The following is a 20527-nucleotide window of genomic DNA, read 5'->3' on the forward strand; positions in this document are numbered from 1 at the left end:
CATCATTCAATAATCGAACAATGTTCGATAGAGAATAAAAAAATTTATGTGGTGGTCATTAATAAGCCTTGTAACAAGGCTTGGGTTGTGCGTTGGATGCGGGCTTCGATCTGTGCTGCTTGGCTGAGGCGTTGGCTTAGTGCTAAACTGACGATGCCATGCAAGGTTGCCCAGAGAATTTCGCTATCTTCACGTAAATTGGGACTCGTCACCTGCTCGTCAATCAATAAAGCTTGTAAATCTTGTTCAACCAGCAAACAGGTTGGCCACGCTGCTTGGTTGCGCAAATCAGGGTTAACCATCACGCCATCCATGCCATGCATTACTTGATAGAGGTCGGGATTGGCTTGGGCAAAGTGCCAATAGGCCAAGGCCAAGGCCTGCAAGCGCTGATAGGGATCGACATAGGTGGCGCTGGCTTGTTGCATGGCACTGGTTAATTGTTGAAAGCCAATTTCCAACAAGGCTTCCAAAATAGCTTCTTTGCTAGCGAAATATTCGTAGACCATCGATGGGCTATATTCGATCAACTCAGCAACTTTGCGGATGGTCAGGCCCGACCAACCATCTGCTTGGGCAATTTGACGCGCACCATTCAAAATCCCCTCGCGGGTCGCTTGTTTGATCCGTTCACGCCGTTCTTTACTGCCCATGGTTGCTTCCATTTCAAGTACAATCATTTCATCGAACAATGTTCGATAACAATATATGTGTTCAACATTAAATTGTCAAGGGGCTAAAACCGTGAAGATCGCGAAGGTTACGTTTTTGATCCACGAAGGACACGAAGAGCACGAAGGGCTGAAACCGCGAAGGACACGAAGAGCACGAAGGGCTGAAACCGCGAAGGACGCGAAGATCGCGAAGGCTGTTTTTTTAGTCACAGATGACACAGATTAGCTTGATTAGTGTTCCCATAGCCTGATCCCTGATCCCTGATCCCCGATCCTCGATCCTCAACGCCATATGTTCTATGTGTACTGGTTCGTTAGATTGGCAACCGTGTCCCCTCACCCCCAGCCCCTCTCCCACTGAACGCGGGCGAGAGGAGCACTGGAATTGTGGTTCCCCTCGCCTCGCGGGCGGGAGAGGGGTCAGGGGGTGAGGGGATCAGATCCTGGTTAACCCAACAATTCAATAGCCTATAGCCTATAGCCTCAATGCCTGTTTTAGGCTTGCTTGACCAATTCGACCATAACTGTGCCACTATCATCGAGCAAGCTCAATTTATCGCCAGCCATTTTATAGCTGGTTACTTTTTCGAGGGCTTCGAAGAGCGTGGTTTCTTGTTGTTGCAACTCAGGGTCGGCACAAGCCATTTTGGTCGACATTATAGGGCCAAGCGTCAATCGATCGCCATCGATTCTGGCATCGCCACCGTAGCCGTTACAGCCGCTATGGCCTGAAGCGCGGCCATCGGCTTCAAAGCTTAATGGCAATGCTTGCTGACCTTTCAGCGCTTGACCATTGATCTGCAAGACATTCCATTTTGAGCCAGTCAAGCCAGCGCCTGGTTGCGAAACATCAACCGTGGGCAGGTTGGTTGGCATTGCGGTTGGCGTGGACGCACTCCCACAGCCAGCCAAAGCAGCAAAGAGAGCAAATATCGTTAATGTGCGGCGCATAGAATCCTCCAAAAAGTTATTCGTTACCTAGCCAAAACGTTAAAACTCGGCCAAAAGTTCCCTGAGAAAATTAATATCGCTGTGCTATAATATGCCGCAGATTCGCCAAAATGTAACCCGCTTACAATGGTGGCAGGAGGAATGCATGGATATTAGCCATAAAACCTATAACCGTGTTGATGTTATCACCGTTTCTGGACGGTTGGCCGCAGAAACCAAAGATGCGCTGAACGATAAGATTAACCAAATTTATGAGGAAAACCGCCATCGGATTGTCCTCGACCTCGAAAATTTAGAGTATATCAGCAGCCCAGGCTTACGAGTCTTGATTGAAGCACGTAAAAAAGCCCGCGAATGGAAATTTAGCGAGCTTGAACGGGGTGATGTGCGGATCGCCAATCTGCCCCAACGGATTCGCGAAGTATTCGACTTGACTGGCTTCACGCCACTGTTCCAAATTTACGACGACTTGGTGGAAGCTGTTGGCAGCTTCTAGACGAATTTCGGTGAGACGATATGGCGCAAACCGCTGAACTTAAACTGCCAGGGGTACTCGATTCGCTCAGTGCCCTGTGTAAGTTTGCCTATCAGGCAGCACTCGAAGCTGGGCTTAACGAACATACGGCGTGGGAAATTGAATTGGCTGTTGATGAAGCAGCCACCAATATTATCCAACACGCCTACACTGCCGAACATCCTGGTGATGTTCGCTTGGTCTGCGGACGCGATGGCAGCCGTTTTGTGGTACGGCTGTTTGATCGCGGGGTTCCTTTTGATCCTGAAACTGTTCCTCCTCCCGATCTGACCTCATCAATCGAAACCCGCGAGGCTGGTGGCCTTGGTATGTATTTGATGGGCAGAATGATGGATGATGTGCAATTCAACTACAATCCTGAAACTGGTGAAAACGAGTTACACATGAGTAAAATCGTTGGAACACGCCTGCCCGACGATGTGCGGGTTGTGCCAGTTCAAGGCCGGATTGATGCCACGGCAGCACCAGCCTTAGCCACGATTGTCCATGAAGCCGCCGAAACTGGCGGACGACGTATCTTACTTGATCTGACGGGCGTAACCTTTTTGAGCAGCAGCGGCCTGCGCATTTTGCTGTTGTTGGCCCGCGAGCTAAAAGGCTCCAACGGCGAACTGCGCTTATGCTCATTGCAACCAGCAGTCGCCGAAGTCTTTGCACTGACAGGCTTCACCCAAATTTTTACCATTCACCGCACGCGTGATGAAGCACTTGCAGCGTTAGCCCAGGTTGAGTAAGGTGCATGTTACCCAGTTTTGATCGTGGAATCCGGCTTTCGAAACCACGCATGGTGGCCCTTGGTTGGGCTGCCATGCTCTTTTTGTTGGGCTGCGCCAATATTGTTTGGTATGGGCTGCCCACCTTCAACTCGGCGACCTTGCCAGTTGCAGGTGCACTCTTGCTCTTGCTCGATGGCTTAGCCGTCCGCGATCGCTCCAACCAGCCGCTTAGCCTCTCAGGCGTTGTGTTGTTGGCAGTTGCGTTAATTAGCACCCCTAGCACAACCTTGGTTTTAGCCGCCGCCTCTGGCTTATGTATTCGGCTTGGGCGTTTGGCCCGTTCCCGCTATGAAGATTGGGCTCGCCGAGCACTCGAAAGTGGCGCACGGAGTTTAGGCCTTGCCCTCGCGCTTCCGTTTATCGATGATTTAGGTTTGTGGTCAAAGCTCTGCCTGCTCATCTTGAGTTATATTGTGGTGGTTCAAGGCGCACGCTTGATCTTTGCCTTGCTCTGGGATGGCAAGCAAATTACGCTTGGCACTTGGCAAGTCAGCGCCCCCAATATTTTTTCAATTGAAATGTTGCCCTTGCCTTTGGCTGCGATTGGTGCCCAAATGGCGCAATCATTCCCTTTTAATTTGGTGGCGATCTCAGCAGCAGGCTTGATTGGCAGCGCCTGGATGGTGCAACGCGCCAGCCGATCGTTGGGCTTGCAACGCCGCACGGTCGCTGAACTTGGCCAAATTAATGCAATCAGCCGCGCCATCATTCGCGCTGAACTCGATGTTGATTCGCTCTGTCAACTGGTGTTTGGCGAGGCCAGCAAGGTTGTCGATACCAGCAATTTTCGCTTGGGCTTGTTTGAAGGGCGCTTCTTTGAGCTTAAAGTGCGCGTGCAAGATGGCCATCACGAGCCACCGCTGCGGGTTGAAATCCCCAACGATCGCGGGATCGTCAGTTGGATTCGCCGCACAGGCCGTTCGTTGTTGGTCGAAGATTTTGAGACCGAAATGGATCGCCTGCCTGCTCAGCCAACTTATCAAGCAGAATTTCCGCCCCGTTCAGGGATTTATATTCCATTGATGACTGGCGATGAGGTTTTAGGCACAATCTCAATTCAAAGCAGCGAGCCACGCGCTTTTGATACCGATGATTTGCGCTTGCTCTCACTAATTGCCGATCAAGCAGCAGTCGCGATTGATAAAGCTCGCGCCTATTCGGCAGCGCGCCGCCGCGCCGCCCAACTCGCCACAATTGGCGAAGTAAGCCGCCAAGTAACCGCAATTCTCGATTTGGATCGCTTGTTGCCCTCGGTTGTGCATCGGATTCGGGTAAGCTTCGGCTATTCGCAAGTGCATTTATTTACCTTCGATCAATTGCATCAACAGCTGTTTTTCCGTGCTAGCACCGCCAGCGATAGCCCATTTTGGCAACGCCAAGGCAAACGCTTGCCGCTTGGACTGGGAATTGTCGGCCATGTTGCAGTCAGTGGCGAGCCAATGTTGGTCAATGATGTGCGCGAAGAGCCTCGCTTTTTGCCTGACCAACCAGGCATTGCCTCAGAATTGGCAGTGCCCATGCGGGTTGGCCAGCAATTGCTTGGCGTTTTAGATGTGCAAAGCGAACGCTACGGGGCCTTCGATGAAAATGATTTCTTCGTCGTGCAAACCCTCGCCGATCAAATTGCCATCGCCATCGATAGCGCCTCGGTCTTTCAATCGCAACAAGAAGAAGCATGGGTGCTGAATGCGCTGTTGCAATCGGCAGAAAATTTTGCTTGGGTCAGCGAGATTAGCGAAATGCTCTATCTCAGCGTGCGCCTGCCAGCCTTATTGGTTGGCTGCGAACGTGCGTTATGTCTGCTTTGGCAGCGTGAAAGCAACCGCTGGATTTTGGCCGAAGGCTGGGGCTTGACCAACGAACAGCGCCAATCGATTGGTGCCAGCGCGACCGATGAACAAGTGCCATGGCTGGTACGGATGCGCTCCGAAGGCGAATCATTTGCAGCCGAGTTGGTTGATCTTGAACAGCTTTCGAGCGCAGGCTTAGTGCCCTATACCAGTTATGGTGCAGTGCTGGCCCAACCGCTCAACTCGCGCGGCGCAACCCTTGGCGTGCTGCTGCTTGAGCAATGTGGCACCGATGAAACCTGGTTGCCGCGCCAAGTAACGATTGCCGCCGGGATTGCCGGCCAAGCAGCTGCGGCGATCGAAAGCGCCTTATTTGCCCAAATTGAAGCCGCCCGCCAACACATCGAACAGGAAATTAGCGTCGCTCGCGAAATTCAAATGAGTTTGTTGCCAGCCCGCTTGCCACAGCTAGAAGGCTGGGATAGCGGCGCACATTGGAATTTGGCGCGCCAAGTTGGCGGCGATTTCTACGATTTCTGGCAGTTTCGCAGCGGGCCGTCTGCTGGCGAAATGGGCTTTGTGATTGCCGATGTCTCGGATAAAGGCGTGCCAGCTGCCTTATTTATGGCACTTTCGCGCTCGCTGGTGCGCGGTGCAGCGCTTGATGGCTCGCCGCCATCACAAGCAATTGAGCGCGCCAACCGCTGGATTATGCGCGATAGCCAGTCGTATATGTTTGTAACTCTGTTTTATGGCATTATCAATCCAGTAACTGGGCGCTTGCGCTATACCTGCGCTGGCCACAACCCGCCCCTGCTCTATCGCGCTGCAACTGGTGAGATTGAGCAATTACGCACGCCAGGCATTGCTTTAGGTGTAATTGATGATGCAGTCTTGGGCGAAGCTGAAACAACGATTGAATTAGGCGATGTTTTAGTCTGTTATACCGATGGCGTAACCGAGGCAGTTGATAGTACAATGGATGAGTGGGGCGTGCCACGGCTGATGGAGACGATTCATCAGACCGCCCATGCTGATGCAGCAACCATGCTACACGCTATCAGTAGCCGCCTTGCGGCTCATACTGGCGATTTACCAGCCTTCGATGACCTCACTTTAGTGGTGATCAAACGGCTTGCAAGCGCTAATCAACCTGTTTGAGGAATTTGATCGTGCGTCTCCTAAATAAACATGTGATCATCACTGGTGGCTCCAGCGGACTTGGCTTTGCCACCGCCCAACGAATGTTGGCGCGCGGAGCGTCGGTTTCGTTGATCGCGCGCAATCGCATTCGCTTGGTCGAGGCCGCCGAACGCCTTCAGCCTTTAGTTAATCGGGCTGGACAGCGCATCGAAATTGCCACCGCCGATGTGCGAGTGCGCAACGATGTCAGTCAAGCCATCGCCGATCTGATTCAACGCGCTGGGCCTTGCGATGTGCTGATCGCCGCCGCTGGCAGTATCCAAGCGGGAGCTTTTCAGCACCTTGATGAGCAGATTTTTCACGATTTAATGGAGCTGAATTATTTCGGCACCTTGCATGCAATTCGCGCTGTCGTGCCGCATATGCAAAGCCGCCGCGTTGGAACACTCGTCGCCGTCTCTTCGGTGGCGGGTTTTGTTGGCTCGCTTGGTTATAGCGCCTACACACCAACTAAATTTGCCATCCGTGGGCTGATGGAAGTGTTGCGCCAAGAACTTAAAGCCTACAACATCACCAGCAGCGTGGTCTATCCTAGTGATTTACCAATGCCAGTTACGCAAAGCAACAATGGCGATGGAAATGGCAACAATCAATCGCAACCCAATCCTGATCGCCTTGCGCAAGCGATTGTCCGTGGGATTCTCAAACGCCGTTTTATCATCACAGCCGATGCTCAAAGCTCATGGGTGGTGCGAGTTGGTAATTTTGGCTCGCCGCTCTTAAATCGCTTTTTTGCCCGGCCTCTGAAGCGTTCACAACCGCAACCAAAGCCTCACGAAGATAACACGCCGCCAACCGGCTTGGTTTAAGGAGAGAATTATGCAACCGTGGTCTGATGATATTCAACAACAAGCCGCCGTGTTTAACGCCATTGGGGCCGATTATGAGCTGATGTTTGGCAATAACCAAGATCAACAAGATCTCAGCCAATGGCTGGCCGATTTGTTGGAGCCAAACTCAAAGGTGCTTGATTCTGGCTGCGGCACGGGCATTCCAACCGCCCAAACGTTGGCCAAAGCAGGCCATGAAGTAACCTGCCTCGAAATTTCCGCCGCCATGCTCAATTTGGCGCGCCAAAATGTACCCAATGGCCAATATGTGCTCGATAGCGTGAATCAGGTTAATTTTGATCCCAACTCATTTGATGCGGTGGTTTCGTTTTTTGCCCTGCTGATGCTGCGCCGCCACGATATTGAGCATGCCTTGCAGCAATTTCACCATTGGCTCAAGCCCGCTGGTTTGCTCTTGCTCTCAATGGTCGAAGGCGATTTTGATTATATTCAAATCGTGATCGGCGATCAGCCTGTGTTTGTCACGGCCTATCCCCAAGCCCAACTCGAAGCAGCCATCACCAAAGCTGGCTTTCAAATTTTAGAAACCCGCTTGCAACACTACGTGCCGCATCACGGCGCGACCCCTGAAACCCAAATCTTCATCGTTGCCCAACGCGATTAACTGTCGCCTCGCCCCCCAAACCCCCTCTCTTACAAGGGTAGGTTTTGAGCGATTGGTCGGCGGTGGAACGTTCCCTCACCCCCCTCACCCCCCAACCCCCTCTCCCACTGAACGCGGGCGAGGGGGAGCATCCGTGGTTCACCAAAGAATTGGGAGCGAACCAGAGAAATAAAGCCCCTCGCCCGCACGCGGGAGCGGGGTTGGGGTGAGGGGATCTTAACAACCTACTCTTGTAAGCCAACCCCCTCTCCCACTAGACGCGGGCGAGGGGGAGCACGATGGAAGAAACAAACATCATCGATACAACCACCATGCAAAAACCCCTCTCCTGCGTGCGGGAGCGGGGTTGGGGTGAGGGAATCTTGACCCTTATTTCGTAACCAAGGGCAAATATTGCACCGAGCCAGTTGCATAATCATCAAGATAGGCCGCAACCCACGCCAGCGGCGAGTTCCAGTTAATCGTCACTTCATTAGTCGACCACGAATCAATATGGTCAACATAGCATTTCAGAGCTGCACAACCAGTCAATTCCGCTTGGGCATACGGATCTTGAATGCCTGAATTTGGGCCGCCAGCTACTACACCTGGCGGCGTGCCAGGATACTCTGGGTTAATTTGTTTGGCCCAAAAACGATGGTGCGGGTTGGTCAACGAAACCGAGCCATAGCCCGAAATATACGAGCGATTAAGCGGATTGCGCCCGAGCAAATAATCCATGCCTTGGCTAATTGCGTTGGCATAGCTGGTTTCGCCAGTAAAATCACCAGCCAAGCCAATCACAATCATATTGTTCAGAATCGATGAGTTGGAACCCCATGGATATTCGCTGCCCGGATTGTAGGGAATGCCATAGCCACTTGCTTGTTGCGCTGCCACAAATTGATCAGCTGCCGCAATCACTGCCGCGCGAGCAGTTTGCAACTCGCTGACACTCAAATCGTTGGGAACCAAGGCCAACGACAAGGTGCCAAGGCTGGCGACGCTGCCCCAGTTCATGGCGCTGCCGCCACCAATATCGAGCTTCAAATAATATTGTGATTCTTCGATGGCCTCGCGATAGGTTGCCGAGCCAGTTGTTACGTACAATTCGGCGGCGGCCCAATACCATTCGTCATTCAACGTCCGATCGCCATAGCCACCACCGCCATCGAAGTGATCGTTGGCAAATTCGTTGGGATGCGCCACTGCTGCTTGCCAAGCGCGCTCGGCAGCAACCAAACAACGGTCAGCAAACGCTTCATCAATCCCGCGCCAAATCCGCGCACATTGAGCCGCCGTCGCTGCCAAATTCAAGGTTGCCGCGGTGCTTGGTGGATACAAATAGCGCATTTGCGGATCGTCATGGGGAGCCATTGGCAAGCCCGTCCAATGGGCATCGTGGACTTTATGATGCACCATGCCAGTTTTGGAAATTGGCGCAGTTGCAGGAATTTGCATTCCCAGCATAAATTCCATATTCCAGCGCACTTCATCCAACAGATCGGGCACACCATTATTATTTTCGGGAATGTTCATGCTGCCATCAGCAAATTGGGCAAGGCTTTCAGCGCCGCGTTGCTGTGCCCGTTCATATTGATTCAGCAACGTCCACACCGAAATGCCACTGTTAACCACATATTTGCCATGGTCGCCAGCATCGTACCAACCTTTGGAAACATCAAGTTCATAATCACAGCCAGGCCAGGTTTGACCTTGGTTGTCAGTGCCACTAAAGCAGGTTACTGCGGTATCGCCTTGGTTTGGCGCAACCCCAATATGCCCAGCAGGCCGCGTCCATTGTTCGTCGCCAGCATAGGGCATGGTAATCGCGATGCCGCTGCGGTTATGGTAGAAATAGGCCAAAGCATCGTATTTCAGCCGCGAGTATAAGCCATCCTCAATCGCAAAAGGGTAGCTCTGTTCGCTACCAACTTTCAAATAATAGCCTTCGCCAACTGTTTGATAGCCTGAAAAATCGATCAAGTGTACATGTTCAGCAGAAGCTGCTTCTTCGCCATAGACGGTGGTTTGGCCGCTCAACACCACGCTATCAGCGGCATTGTGCAATTGCCAAGTCAATGGCTCGGTTGCAGGGTGCGCCAAGCTGGCAATTTTGCTCATTGAGGGCAAATAGCTAGCTTGATTGACCCGAATTCCAGTTTCTAACATTTCTAAACTCACATGATTGAAGCAGATCGTCGGCGTTCCTAAGCCACCAATTTGGAACAACAACGAAGCTGCATCGCTATAGGCCGACGTAAAATTGAATACAAATTCAGTCCAAGCTGCATTCAGCCCGGGATCAGTCGCAAAATAACCAGTATATGGCTCGCCATTTTGTTGCAAACGCACTGGCAAGGTTACTGGGGTGGTCGATTTAGCGGCGAATTTGAGTTGATAGCTCGCGCCAGCTTGTAACGCAATATTATGTTGACCAAGCTGCACATCCCAAGGATTGCTGCCAGCAGTATTAATCGTCAAACATGCACCATCAGCAGTATCAATGCTGAGATCACCGCTTGTCCACCATGGCTCAATCCCACCAACAAAATTGCCATTTTGCACCAAATTGCTCGATGGCGCTGCTGGCCCTGTTTCGCCAAGCACCTGCACATCGTCAATCGTCAGCACATTATTGCCTTGGCCGCCCATCTGAAATTGAAAAGCCGCCCCAGCATCATCAAAACCCGATGTAAACACAAATTGATGGGTTTGATCGCTGGTGGTTAGGGCAACATCTTGGCTAAAATAATTGGTGTAGGGGGAAGCTTCTTTTTGGAGTTTAAGCACCGCCGTGCCAGTGCTTGCGGCCCGAATCCGAAAGGTGACGGTATAGGTTTGGCCAGCTTGCAAATTAAGTCCATTTTGGCCAACAATTGCATCCCATGGATTGCTGCCGGCATTGGTGATTGTGGCAACCAACGAGCCACTTGCCGCATCCGCCGTAACCGAATTGGTGGCCCACCACGGCGCAATCCCAGCGCTAAAATCACCATTTTGCAGCAAATTACCGACAGTCTGTGGGGGTTGGGCATGAATTTGTGAAGTTGCAGGCACGATTGCTTGTTGACATCCTAAAGCAATAATCAGCCAAAGCCCGAACAATCCTCGCGCCCAAAAGCTCCTCGTCGAACGAATACCAATCACGGTACGGCTGTGGTCAGCGCTCATTGCTGCCTCCATGATTCACTTCATTGGAATCGGTCTCAATACACAGGCGTAAATGCAAGAAGGGTATCCAGACTAAAGCTGCTGCTACAGTGCTATACAATTGTTGCTGCTCTAGTCGGTACTTGAGAACGATCTCATAGCTAGATAGCCTATAATAGCATAGGATTGTGCCGTATAATGCAACCAACAATTTTGCTCCATTGAAGCTTCATTGGCCAGAGGAACTCATGCAAGCCGCCAGAACCAGCTATACCTACACCCCAATGCCATTTCGCCGCCTGCTGCGCTGGTCGATGCTGCTCTCAACCGTTTTGGGCTTTATTATTCTGATTCCGGTCGCTACCTCTGGAGTAAAGCTCGAAAATGTGCTGCTAACTTTTGGTTCGAGCTATTCGATTGGCATCGCCGCGCCGTCGCTGGTCTTTTTCCTCTTGCGCTGGACAATGCCAATTGCCCAATGTCGCAGCTGGTCGCCAATTCGGGCTTGGTCACTGGCCGTTTTTATTGGCGGACTGATTGCAAGCATCATCTATGCAGTGATTTTTGGCCTGTTTTTCATTCCAGCGCCCGAGCGCTTCAATTTCATTATTTTTTGGATTATTTTGGGTTCGTTGCTCTCTGCCAGCACCACCGCACTGTTTTATACTGCCGAACGTATCTTGAATGATTTAGAAAAAGGTCGTCAAGCACTCCGCAAAAATGCTGCCCTCTCGGAAGAATTGCGCCTCGCTCGGATGATTCAAGAAGGGTTATTGCCCGATCAAGCTCCCGAAATCAATGGTTTAGCAATTGCTGGTGGTTGTTTTCCTGCGCACGAAGTTGGCGGCGATTTGCTAAGCTACGATTTAACCGCCGACGGGCGTTTGTGCATTAGCGTTGGCGATGTGACGGGCAAGAGCGTCAGTGCTGCAATGTTGATGGGCATTACGCTGGGCGTGTTGCAATCGGAGATTTATGATCACGCCGAACCAGCCGCCGTGCTCAGTGAGCTTGATCGTTGGCTGCGCACCAAACGCCAAACCAACAACTTTGTGGCCTTGCAAGTAGCCTTGTTCAATCCGCAAACCAGCAGCATGCTTTTAGCCAATGCAGGCCAATTAGCACCCTTACGTCGTCGCCAGCAAACGGTCGAGTTTTTGGAAATTCAGGGTAGTTTGCCGCTTGGCATGGGGCCGCAAATGCCCTATGTTCAAGAAAGCATCAGCCTGCAAGCTGGCGATTTGTTGGTGTTCTACACCGATGGCGTGGTTGAAGCCCAAAATGCCAAAGGCGAAATGTGGGGCTTTGAAAATCTGTTGCATCTGGTCAAAACCATGCCCAGTAACCACCCGCAGGAGTTTGTGCAAGCAATTTTAGCGGCAATTCGTAGCTACAGCCACACTATTCAGCCCCACGACGACATCACTTTAGTCGTGGTAGCTGTTCAATAGTTATGTCAAATAACTATCAGATTGAGCAGATTCAACTTGAACATAGTGCTTGGGCACCGATTTTCATCGCCAAACTTGAGCCGCAGCAACTGCCAAATGTGGTTAATTTGCCCCATCGACATAGCTTTCACGAGCTGCTTTGGATTAAGGCAGGCACTGGTCGCCATCAAGTTGACCAACAATCGTATCGCTTGCAAGCCCACACTTTAGCCTTGGTTGCCCAAGGCCAGGTGCATGTGTTTGAGCAAGCTGATCAGCTTAATGGCTATTATGTGCGTTATGATCAAGCATTTTTGCAACCCCAAGCCCATGATCAGCAACCGCTGTTTCGAGCCAATGGCGGGCTGCAACTTAGCGCTCCCGATAGCCACATAATCGATAGTTTATTTGATTTATTGGCCCAAGAATATCAACGCGAAGATTGTGCAGCCAAATATCACAGCCTGCGCCATTTATTATTAACCTTGCTTTGGCAAAGCCAGCGCCTCAATCAAGCAGCCCACGACCAGCCACAGCAGCCAAATTATGCTATCTATCGCCAATTTTTGGGCTTGCTTGAGCAGGCATTTCAGCAACACCACGACATTCACTATTATGCAACCCAGCTTAATCTGAGCAAAACGCAATTGGCCCAAATTAGTAGCCAATATAGTGGCCAACCACCCAAACGCCTAATTCTCAAGCGCGTTTTGCTCGAAGCCCAGCGCTATCTCCAATTTACCAGCCTGCCAATTCAGCAGCTTGCCCACAACCTCGGCTTTCACGATCCCTTTCATTTCAGCAAGTTTTTCAAGCAAGAGCTTGGCATTTCGCCGCGCCGCTATCGCGAACAAAGCACAAAAAAATGATATGTTAGGGCCAAAATTTTTCCATTTTTTCCAGCGCAATCAATGAGTACAATAGAGCGATGGCTAGTTTTCAGCACGTACTAGCCAGCAATCTGGTAGCACTCAAGCACGAGGTCTTCATGAAACGGATCGTCATCGATCAAAAAATTGCAGTTTGTGTCGTCTTTGTGGCGGCATTGTTTATGAGCATTATGGATGGCACGATTATCAACGTCGCCCTCGCCACCATTCAGCAAGATTTTGGGGCCAGCAGTAGCGCGATCAACGCCATCGTCGTGATCTACTTAATTTGTATTGCGGTTGTGATTCCCGCTTCCGGCTGGCTGAGCGACCGCTGGGACACCAAATGGGTCTTTTTGACCTCACTTGGCCTGTTTACCTTGGCTTCGATGGCATGTGGTTTGGCCCAAAATATTGAGCAATTGATGCTAACTCGTGCCGCCCAAGGCATCGCTGCTGGCGCACTCATGCCAGTTGGCACGACGATGCTTTTTCGAACCTTTCCACCACACCAACGGATTCAAGTTTCGCGGATTTTGATTATTCCAACCGTAATTGCCCCAGCAGTCGGGCCAGTATTGGGTGGCTATCTGGTCGATCGCTTGTCGTGGCATTGGGTCTTTTTTGTCAATGGCCCGATTGGCTTGGCTGCCTTGATCTTTGGTGCACTTTGGCTGCAAACCCCTAAGCGCGAACAAGTTGGGGCCTTCGATTGGCTGGGTTTTATTTTGGCAGGCGCTGGCTTTGCAGCTTTGCTCTACACCTTGACCGAAGGCGCAAGCAAAGGCTGGAGTTCGGCACTCATTCTGAGCAGCGCAGCGATTGGGATTTTAAGCCTTGCAGCACTGGTATTTGTCGAATTAGCCAAAGCCAAGCCAATGCTTGATCTGCGGCTGTTTTCGATTCCGCTGTTTCGGGTGAGCAATTTGGTGGCAATTTTCGGCTCGGCGGCATTCACCGGGATTCTGTTTCTGATGCCGCAATTTCTGCAAAATGTCGCTGGCGCAAGCGCGCTCGAATCGGGCTTGACCACCTCGCCCGAAGCAATTGGGGTCGTGCTTTCGAGCCAACTTGTGGCGCGGCTCTACCCCAAAGTTGGCCCACGGCGCTTGACCTTTGGCGGCGTGCTCGGAGTTGCCGTTATGATTGGCCTGATGAGCACGATTGATGCAGAAACCAATTTATGGTTGGTGCGAGCCTTGATGTTTGGCACTGGCGTGGGCATGGCCTACCTGTTTTTGCCAATTGAAGCAGCAGTATTTGCCCAAATTCCCCATGCTTCAACTGGTCAGGCTTCAGCGATTTTCAACATGCAACAACAACTTGGCTCAGCCTTGGGCGTGGCAATTTTGGGCAGCGTTTTGGCGCTCAATCATAGTGGCACGGGCATCAATCAAAATGCCCAAAGCTACCAATATGCCTTTATGGCAGCGGCAGTTTTAGCTTTTATTTCGGCCTGTGTGGCGCTCTTCATCCGCGATCGCGATGCGGCGGCAACCATGGCTGAACATGGCGAGCACAGCGAATTAGGCCATTCGGCGGCCTAAAAAAGCGGCGGCGCATGAACCAAATTCATGCGCCGCACTCTGCTTAAATCACTTCGAGCTTAAATCACTTCTTGGTCGCGCAAGCGTGGCTTGGGATCATCGCCACGGCTGCTTGGGCGTTGTTGCTGTTGTTGGGGCTGGCCGCCAAAGATGCCGCCACCGCCGCCGAACAATTGACCAAACAAATCGCCTAAGCCACCAAGTGGGTCGCCGTAGCCACCGCTGCCTTGAGGCGGTTGTTGCTGTTGTTGGCCGCCACCAAATAACTCTTCAAAGCCGCTGGTTTTGGATGGCTCGCCGCGACCTGCGCTAAGGCCATTGGCAAGCAAAGTTTGCAGCAAACTGCCAAGCAACGAGCTAGCGCCAGCAGCCCCTGGATCGATCTTGCCAGATGTGTCGTTATTGCCAAATAGACCAAAGCCTGAACCTTGCTGGCTCGTGCCATATGCGCCACGTTGTGAGGCTTTGTAGCCATCCATCAGCGCTTCGAGCGTCGATTTGCCGTTATTACGCGATTGCATAAAGGTGGTTACGCCAGGCACGAGGCCGTCGAGAATCCCGCCCTCGCCTTGTTGCTTGACCCCAGGCGTATTTTGAACCCCGCCCAGCAAACCGCCCAGCAATTTCATAATGTCGTTGACCCCAAACGAGGTCTTGCCTGCAAGATCGTTGGCAGCTTGGTCTAAACCGTTGGCATACATTGGCGCGGTTGGGCCTTTGCCCGAGGTGCGCAAGGCATGGCTAGCAGCACGTAAAGCCTGATCAACCGAGCCTTGGCCTTCATTTTGGCGGAGCGTATTGGTGATTGTTTCAAAATTACTGACCATATTATCGCCAGCATCGCCATCGCCAACCCCATCAAGTGCATTCAATGAATCGCGTTCATCAGCCAAATTGTTGGTTATTTCGGCAAACAGGTCGGTCAATGCCTTCGACATACAACAACTCCTTTGGTGCTAAGCACATAATCCTACAGCTACTACTGCGATTTTCGTACCACCAATTATCACGATTCTAGCAGCTTGGCTGGCGAAACTCAATTGTTAAACAGCAATGGCTGCTCGCACTGGTCAAGTACGAGCAGCCATCGCACACTAGTTTAGCTATTTTGCACCAACATCAGCACGCTGCTCAATGGTTGGGCGGCCAATTGTGGCATCAATTGCAGCATTCCCTGCACTTTATGCAACACTGGCTGTTGGTCGGCACTGGCAACACTCAACACTTGTTCGAGAGCTGCGCCAACCGTTAGGCTTTGCAATTCTTCGGCACTCAAGTATTGGCTGGCAATCAAGGCTGCTTCGCGCAACACTGGCTGAGCCGAGGTCAGGTTCATGCCATTATCGTTGCTGGCTGGCTTTTCAGCATCGCCATTACCATTGCCGTTGGCTGGCAACACACGGCTGATCAAGCGATTGCCAAGCTCCTTCAATGGAGCTGGTGCGGTGTTAATCAAGCTGCCAACCCCGTCGGCCAAGCCGATCATGCGCAGGATTTGTTGGGCCGTTTCTGGCGTACCATAAAGCTTGAAGTCCATCGCGGCCATTGCTTCGCCCATGGCTTTGGCTTGGGCCACGCCAATTTCAACTTGGGCGTGCATGCGAATCCGTTCAAGTTCCAGCTCTTGAGCCACCCCAGCGTGGGCAGCCAAGGCTTCGGCCAAGGCTTTTTGGCCTTCAGCTTCGGCCAGCGCTTTGGCCCGCGCAGCTTCAGCTTCGGCCAAACCACGTTCGCGAATTGCTTCGGCTTCGATGCGAGCGGCTTCAGCTTTGGCCTTGATAACTTCGGCTTCGGCCAAACCTTGCGAGGCAACCGTGGCCTTGCTGGCTTCGGCGCGCAAGATTTCTGCATCGGACATGGCTTGGGCTTCGGTGCGACGCGCTTCAGCCATCTTGATTGCGGCAGTTGCTTCGGCGGTTGCTTTCTTGTTCAAGGCTTCAGCATCGGCTTCGGCCTGCTTAATTTGGCGGAAGGTTTCTAGCTCGACTTCGTTTTTGCGATTGATAATTTCGCGCTTCGCATCACGTTCAGCATTAATAATTTGAATTTGAGCTTCACGTTCGGCAGCGGCTCGTTCTTGCACCGTGACCACGCCTTGCTCGGCAACTTCACGCTCGGCAGCGATTGCCAAACGATCTTTTTCTGCTTGTTCAAGTTTGGCTTGCTCTTGGGCCAAGGCAACTTGGCGTTCGCGGTCGGCCACTTGAATCGCTTGCTCACGCAAAACTTGGCTGCGTTGCACTTCGCGCTGGCGTTCTTGTTCGGCCAACTGAATCGCTTGTTGTTTGCGTTGTTCGGCCAACATCACCGCTTGTTCTTTGAGCTTTTCTGCTTCGGCGATGGTGCGTTCTTTTTCAACCCGACTTAATTCAGCAGATTGTTGTTGCTCGTAGGCAACACGCTCGGCAGCAGTGCGCTCTTCTGATTCGCGAATCAAAATTTCACGTTGTTGGGTGGCACGCGCTTGCGAGAGATTCCGCTCTAAATTCAATTTTTCTTGGTCAACATCAGCATTACGGCGGGTAATTTCCAATTCGCTTGAGCGTTCAATATCATTTTGCTCCTGCGAGGTGCTGGCATTACGGCGAGCAATTTCCAGCTGCTTTTGGCGCTCAATCGTGTTGCGCTCTTGCTCAGCAGTTGCATTGCGCTTGGCAATTTCAGTTTGGGTCAATTGATCAATTTCATTGCGTTGTTTGAGCGCTTGCTGAATAACTTCTGCATTGGCGCGGGCCACTTGTGCGCCGAACACATCATCGGTACCAAAGCTGCCTTGGCGGGCACTCTTCAATGCAGTAATCGAAACAGCTTCCAATACCAAACCATTTTCAGCTAAATCACTTCGAACCAAATTTTGCACTCGTTCAACAAATTTTTCACGTTCTTGGTGCAATGACATCAAGGTAAAGGTTGCGGCTACGTCACGCAACGCACCTTCCAATTTACTTTCGACCAAGCGTTTGACACTATCAGTATTGACTTCTTTACCACCAATCGTTCGGGCGGCGCGCTCAATATCTTCGGCAATTGGGTTAACTTTGATATAGAAGATTGCCCGAATATCGGCATATTGTGGGTCAATCGTGAGCAAGGCATTGGCCTCAGTACGCTCAACATCAATATCCATCGTGCGCAAATCAACCCACGTAATTTCGTGAAAGGCTGGAATAACCCAGCTACCGCCGTTGAAAACCACTTTTGGTTTGCTGCCACCAGTTCGCACATAGGTACGATCAGCAGGAGCTTTGACATAAAAGTGATTGACCAAGGCAAAAAACACGACTATCAACAGAATTACGACCAGTATTGCGACCCCAACCAAGATTGCAATTTGTTCCATTATCGATTACTCCTTTATAACCAGGGATGGTACATATACATACTCAAATAGCCACCCTAGAGACGTTCCCTCGTTTAATATTCCTTCTTTTCAAAAAGTTTAACCTTACATTGCATTATTCCTCAATATCAACCCATAATCTATCCTAATGGCGAAATTGTTTGGCAATAAAACAACGTTTCGTACTATCGTATTCAACCAAGGCGACCTCGGTATTGATTGGCAATGGCTCGCCAGTGGCTAATTGGGCAAACACCGTGTGTAATAAGCCATGGGGATCGCGCACCTCAACCCGCCCGTATGTCATACTAATCGTTGGGCTACTAACGCGGCCAACCCGCCCAACCAATTGTTCAAAACCAATCGCGTTGGTACTTTCGGGAGCTAATTTTGCGAAGATTCTGCTGGTGCGGCTGGTACCCAAAAAGGCCAGCAGCAAACTCAATAGCAAAATCAGGCCAAAAAACCAGTTCTGGTAGCCGCTGCCAATTTGCACTGCCACGGCATTCAGCAACAACCCAATTAAGCCAAAGAGCGATAAGAAACTGACGAGGATAAACATGAGGGGCACTTTGCCAACCCCGAGCGTATCGAGGGCAGCATCAAACATACCGTGGCCATCACTATCAAGATCGGCATCGCTATCGTGATCGCCGAAGCCACCAACGATTTGCAAAACCGCAAAAACCAAACCAAGACCAAGACTAATCAAAAATGGTAGGTTGTACCACGTTGTCCATACCTTCATGAGCGTTTTCTCCACATCCGAGTGTAGCTTCTGTACGTGGTAATTATTAAAATGTTGCAGCTGAAGAACTGCGATTGATGGTTGCTGAAGGATAGCATAAAAGCCAGATGCGACACAAGCACCATCCTTGTGTTAAAATACGCAACATTGTGTTGTCGCCCAACGGCTCTAGCCGCGATCTCAACGCTGGTTGCACACCGACGTGCCGCTTCTTGGCGTGGCTTTGGCTTTGTTATTATCCAAACGCGAGGAGAGCAGTCGTATGCTCCGAACTCACACTTGCGGCGAGTTGCGCCGCGACCACATCGACCAAACCGTGACGTTAGCTGGTTGGGTTCATCGCCGCCGTGACCATGGCACGGTGCTGTTTATCGATTTGCGCGATCGCTATGGCTTGACGCAAGTGATTGTCGACCCGTCGTCGAATCCTGAAGCGCGGGCTGTGCTTGATAGCATCAAAAACGAGTATGTGATTCAAGTAACTGGCCGCGTGCGATCACGGCTTGCTGGCGCAGAGAATGTCAATTTGGATACTGGCGCAATTGAAATCGAAGTTCAAAGCGCCAAAATCCTCAACACTGCCAAAACTCCTCCGATCTTGGTCAATCGTGATGGCGGCGAAGATGAAGCGCTGCGGCTCAAATATCGCTATATCGAATTGCGCCGCGAACGCCAGCAGCATATCCTTGGCTTGCGCCATCGCACCATCAAATTTATGCGCGATTGGATGGATGCTGAGGGTTTTTGGGAAATTGAAACCCCAATTTTGATGAAAAGCACCCCCGAAGGCGCACGCGACTACCTCGTACCAAGCCGCTTGCACCCAGGCGAATTTTACGCTTTGCCCCAATCGCCCCAGCAGCTCAAACAATTGCTGATGGTTTCGGGCATCGACAAGTATTTCCAAATTGCGCGCTGTATGCGTGATGAAGATTTGCGCGCCGACCGCCAGCCAGAATTCACCCAACTCGACATTGAAATGAGCTTTGTTGAGCAAGATGATGTGCTCGACGTGGTTGAGCGTTTGATGACGGAATTGGTTGCCAATGTTACGCCTCACAAACGGCTGGTTTCGCCCTTCCCACGCTTGACCTACGCCGATGCGATTGAATATTATGGCTCTGACAAGCCCGATTTGCGCTACGATTTGAAGTTTGTCAATGTTGGCGAAATTGTCAAAGATAGCCAATTTGGTGTGTTTACTGGCGCACTCAGCAGCGGTGGCAAGGTGCAAGCGATTCGTTTGCCTGGCTGTGGCAGCTATTCGCGCAAGCAAATTGACGATCTGCAAGAAGTTGCCAAAATTGGCGGAGCCAAAGGCATGGCATGGATGGCAATCGAAGCTGATGGCAGCGTGCGCTCGCCAATCGCTAAATTCTTTGAGCCAGCCCAACTTGAGCAACTGAAAACTGCGACCGCAGCAGAAGCAGGCGATCTAATCGTCTATGTTGCCGATAAACCAGCAGTTGTCGCGGCCTCGTTGGATAAAGTGCGACGCGAAATGGCCAAACGGCTTGATCTCGCCGACAAAGATCTGATGCATTTTGCATGGGTGATCGACTTCCCAATGTTTGAATACAACGCCGAGAGCGGCGAATGGGATGCTGCTCACCACCCCTTCTGTATGGTTAATCCTGCTGATGTGGAGAAAATGCAGCGCGGCGAGTTCGAAGGCGTGCGGGCCGCTTCCTACGATTTGGTCTGCAATGGCTACGAGTTGGCATCAGGCTCAATTCGGATTCATGATCGCAGCATTCAACAATACATTTTTGATCGCTTGCCCTACAGCCCAGAAGAAATTCAAAAACGCTTCGGGCATATGTTGGAAGCCTTCGAATATGGCGCGCCACCACACGGCGGCATGGCCCCAGGCATCGATCGCTTGGTGATGTTGTTGGCTGATACCGACAACATTCGCGACGTGATTGCCTTCCCCAAGACCCAACGCGCCGAAGACTTGATGATGAACGCACCTTCATCGGTCGATAGCAAGCAATTGCGTGAGCTTGGCTTGCGCTTAGCCGATGGCGTTGAGCCACGCGGCTAATTAATTGATTATTAAGCGCTTCATTGCTCA

15 protein-coding genes are annotated in these 20527 nt (G+C 51.4%); 9 read left to right on the forward strand and 6 right to left on the reverse strand.

All coding sequences use genetic code 11. From position 1 onward, the window contains the following. Positions 1 to 44: 44 nt before the first annotated feature. Positions 45 to 653 (reverse strand): TetR/AcrR family transcriptional regulator, encoded by a 609-nt coding sequence (locus ACFMKP_RS15850; RefSeq protein WP_382293007.1) that lies wholly within the window; start codon positions 651 to 653, stop codon positions 45 to 47. 516 nt (positions 654 to 1169) lie between these two features. Beyond that, positions 1170 to 1625 (reverse strand): META domain-containing protein, encoded by a 456-nt coding sequence (locus ACFMKP_RS15855; RefSeq protein WP_382293009.1) that lies wholly within the window; start codon positions 1623 to 1625, stop codon positions 1170 to 1172. 145 nt (positions 1626 to 1770) lie between these two features. On the opposite strand from ACFMKP_RS15855, the gene ACFMKP_RS15860 reads away from it, so the two are divergent. The 5 genes from ACFMKP_RS15860 to ACFMKP_RS15880 are packed head-to-tail and all read left to right on the forward strand — an operon-like array spanning position 1771 to position 7384. Beyond that, positions 1771 to 2121 (forward strand): STAS domain-containing protein, encoded by a 351-nt coding sequence (locus tag ACFMKP_RS15860; RefSeq protein WP_054534399.1) that lies wholly within the window; start codon positions 1771 to 1773, stop codon positions 2119 to 2121. 20 nt (positions 2122 to 2141) lie between these two features. After that, positions 2142 to 2894: an anti-sigma factor antagonist gene (locus tag ACFMKP_RS15865; protein ID WP_382293011.1), complete on the forward strand. Its 753-nt coding sequence runs from the start codon at positions 2142 to 2144 to the stop codon at positions 2892 to 2894. 5 nt (positions 2895 to 2899) lie between these two features. After that, positions 2900 to 5887: a SpoIIE family protein phosphatase gene (locus ACFMKP_RS15870; protein WP_382293013.1), complete on the forward strand. Its 2988-nt coding sequence runs from the start codon at positions 2900 to 2902 to the stop codon at positions 5885 to 5887. Positions 5888 to 5898: 11 nt separating this feature from the next. Continuing rightward, positions 5899 to 6738, forward strand: a complete 840-nt coding sequence (locus ACFMKP_RS15875) for an SDR family oxidoreductase (RefSeq protein ID WP_382293014.1) — start codon at positions 5899 to 5901, stop codon at positions 6736 to 6738. Between the two features lie 10 nt (positions 6739 to 6748). Further along, entirely contained in the window at positions 6749 to 7384 is a 636-nt protein-coding gene (locus ACFMKP_RS15880; RefSeq protein WP_382293016.1) for a class I SAM-dependent methyltransferase, read from the forward strand. Between the two features lie 369 nt (positions 7385 to 7753). Here ACFMKP_RS15880 and ACFMKP_RS15885 read toward each other — a convergent pair whose 3' ends face one another. Then, positions 7754 to 10537 (reverse strand): glycoside hydrolase family 9 protein, encoded by a 2784-nt coding sequence (locus ACFMKP_RS15885; protein ID WP_382293018.1) that lies wholly within the window; start codon positions 10535 to 10537, stop codon positions 7754 to 7756. A 227-nt stretch (positions 10538 to 10764) separates the two neighbouring features. On the opposite strand from ACFMKP_RS15885, the gene ACFMKP_RS15890 reads away from it, so the two are divergent. The 3 genes from ACFMKP_RS15890 to ACFMKP_RS15900 all read left to right on the forward strand — a co-directional run bounded on the left by ACFMKP_RS15890 (position 10765) and on the right by ACFMKP_RS15900 (position 14362). Next, the gene (locus tag ACFMKP_RS15890) at positions 10765 to 11967 is read left to right on the forward strand and encodes a PP2C family protein-serine/threonine phosphatase (protein ID WP_382293020.1); all 1203 of its coding nucleotides are present in this window, start codon (positions 10765 to 10767) and stop codon (positions 11965 to 11967) included. A 2-nt stretch (positions 11968 to 11969) separates the two neighbouring features. After that, positions 11970 to 12815 (forward strand): AraC family transcriptional regulator, encoded by an 846-nt coding sequence (locus tag ACFMKP_RS15895; RefSeq protein WP_382293021.1) that lies wholly within the window; start codon positions 11970 to 11972, stop codon positions 12813 to 12815. Between the two features lie 119 nt (positions 12816 to 12934). Next, on the forward strand, positions 12935 to 14362 hold the full coding sequence (locus ACFMKP_RS15900; protein ID WP_382293023.1) for an MDR family MFS transporter: 1428 nt from the start codon (positions 12935 to 12937) through the stop codon (positions 14360 to 14362). Positions 14363 to 14421: 59 nt separating this feature from the next. Here the strand turns inward: ACFMKP_RS15900 and ACFMKP_RS15905 are convergent, their stop codons facing one another. The 3 genes from ACFMKP_RS15905 to ACFMKP_RS15915 all read right to left on the reverse strand — a co-directional run bounded on the left by ACFMKP_RS15905 (position 14422) and on the right by ACFMKP_RS15915 (position 18450). Then, a complete protein-coding gene (locus ACFMKP_RS15905; RefSeq protein WP_382293025.1) occupies positions 14422 to 15300 on the reverse strand; it encodes a DAK2 domain-containing protein in 879 nt (292 codons plus the stop codon). Positions 15301 to 15461: 161 nt separating this feature from the next. Next, on the reverse strand, positions 15462 to 17702 hold the full coding sequence (locus tag ACFMKP_RS15910) for an SPFH domain-containing protein (protein WP_382293027.1): 2241 nt from the start codon (positions 17700 to 17702) through the stop codon (positions 15462 to 15464). Between the two features lie 145 nt (positions 17703 to 17847). After that, positions 17848 to 18450: a hypothetical protein gene (locus ACFMKP_RS15915; RefSeq protein ID WP_382293029.1), complete on the reverse strand. Its 603-nt coding sequence runs from the start codon at positions 18448 to 18450 to the stop codon at positions 17848 to 17850. Between the two features lie 262 nt (positions 18451 to 18712). Here ACFMKP_RS15915 and aspS point away from each other — a divergent pair, with 262 nt between their 5' ends. Continuing rightward, positions 18713 to 20497 (forward strand): aspartate--tRNA ligase, encoded by a 1785-nt coding sequence (gene aspS / locus ACFMKP_RS15920; RefSeq protein ID WP_382293031.1) that lies wholly within the window; start codon positions 18713 to 18715, stop codon positions 20495 to 20497. Positions 20498 to 20527: the final 30 nt, after the last annotated feature.

Origin of the sequence: Herpetosiphon sp. NSE202 (assembly GCF_042688385.1) — a bacterium.
GTDB lineage: Bacteria > Chloroflexota > Chloroflexia > Chloroflexales > Herpetosiphonaceae > Herpetosiphon.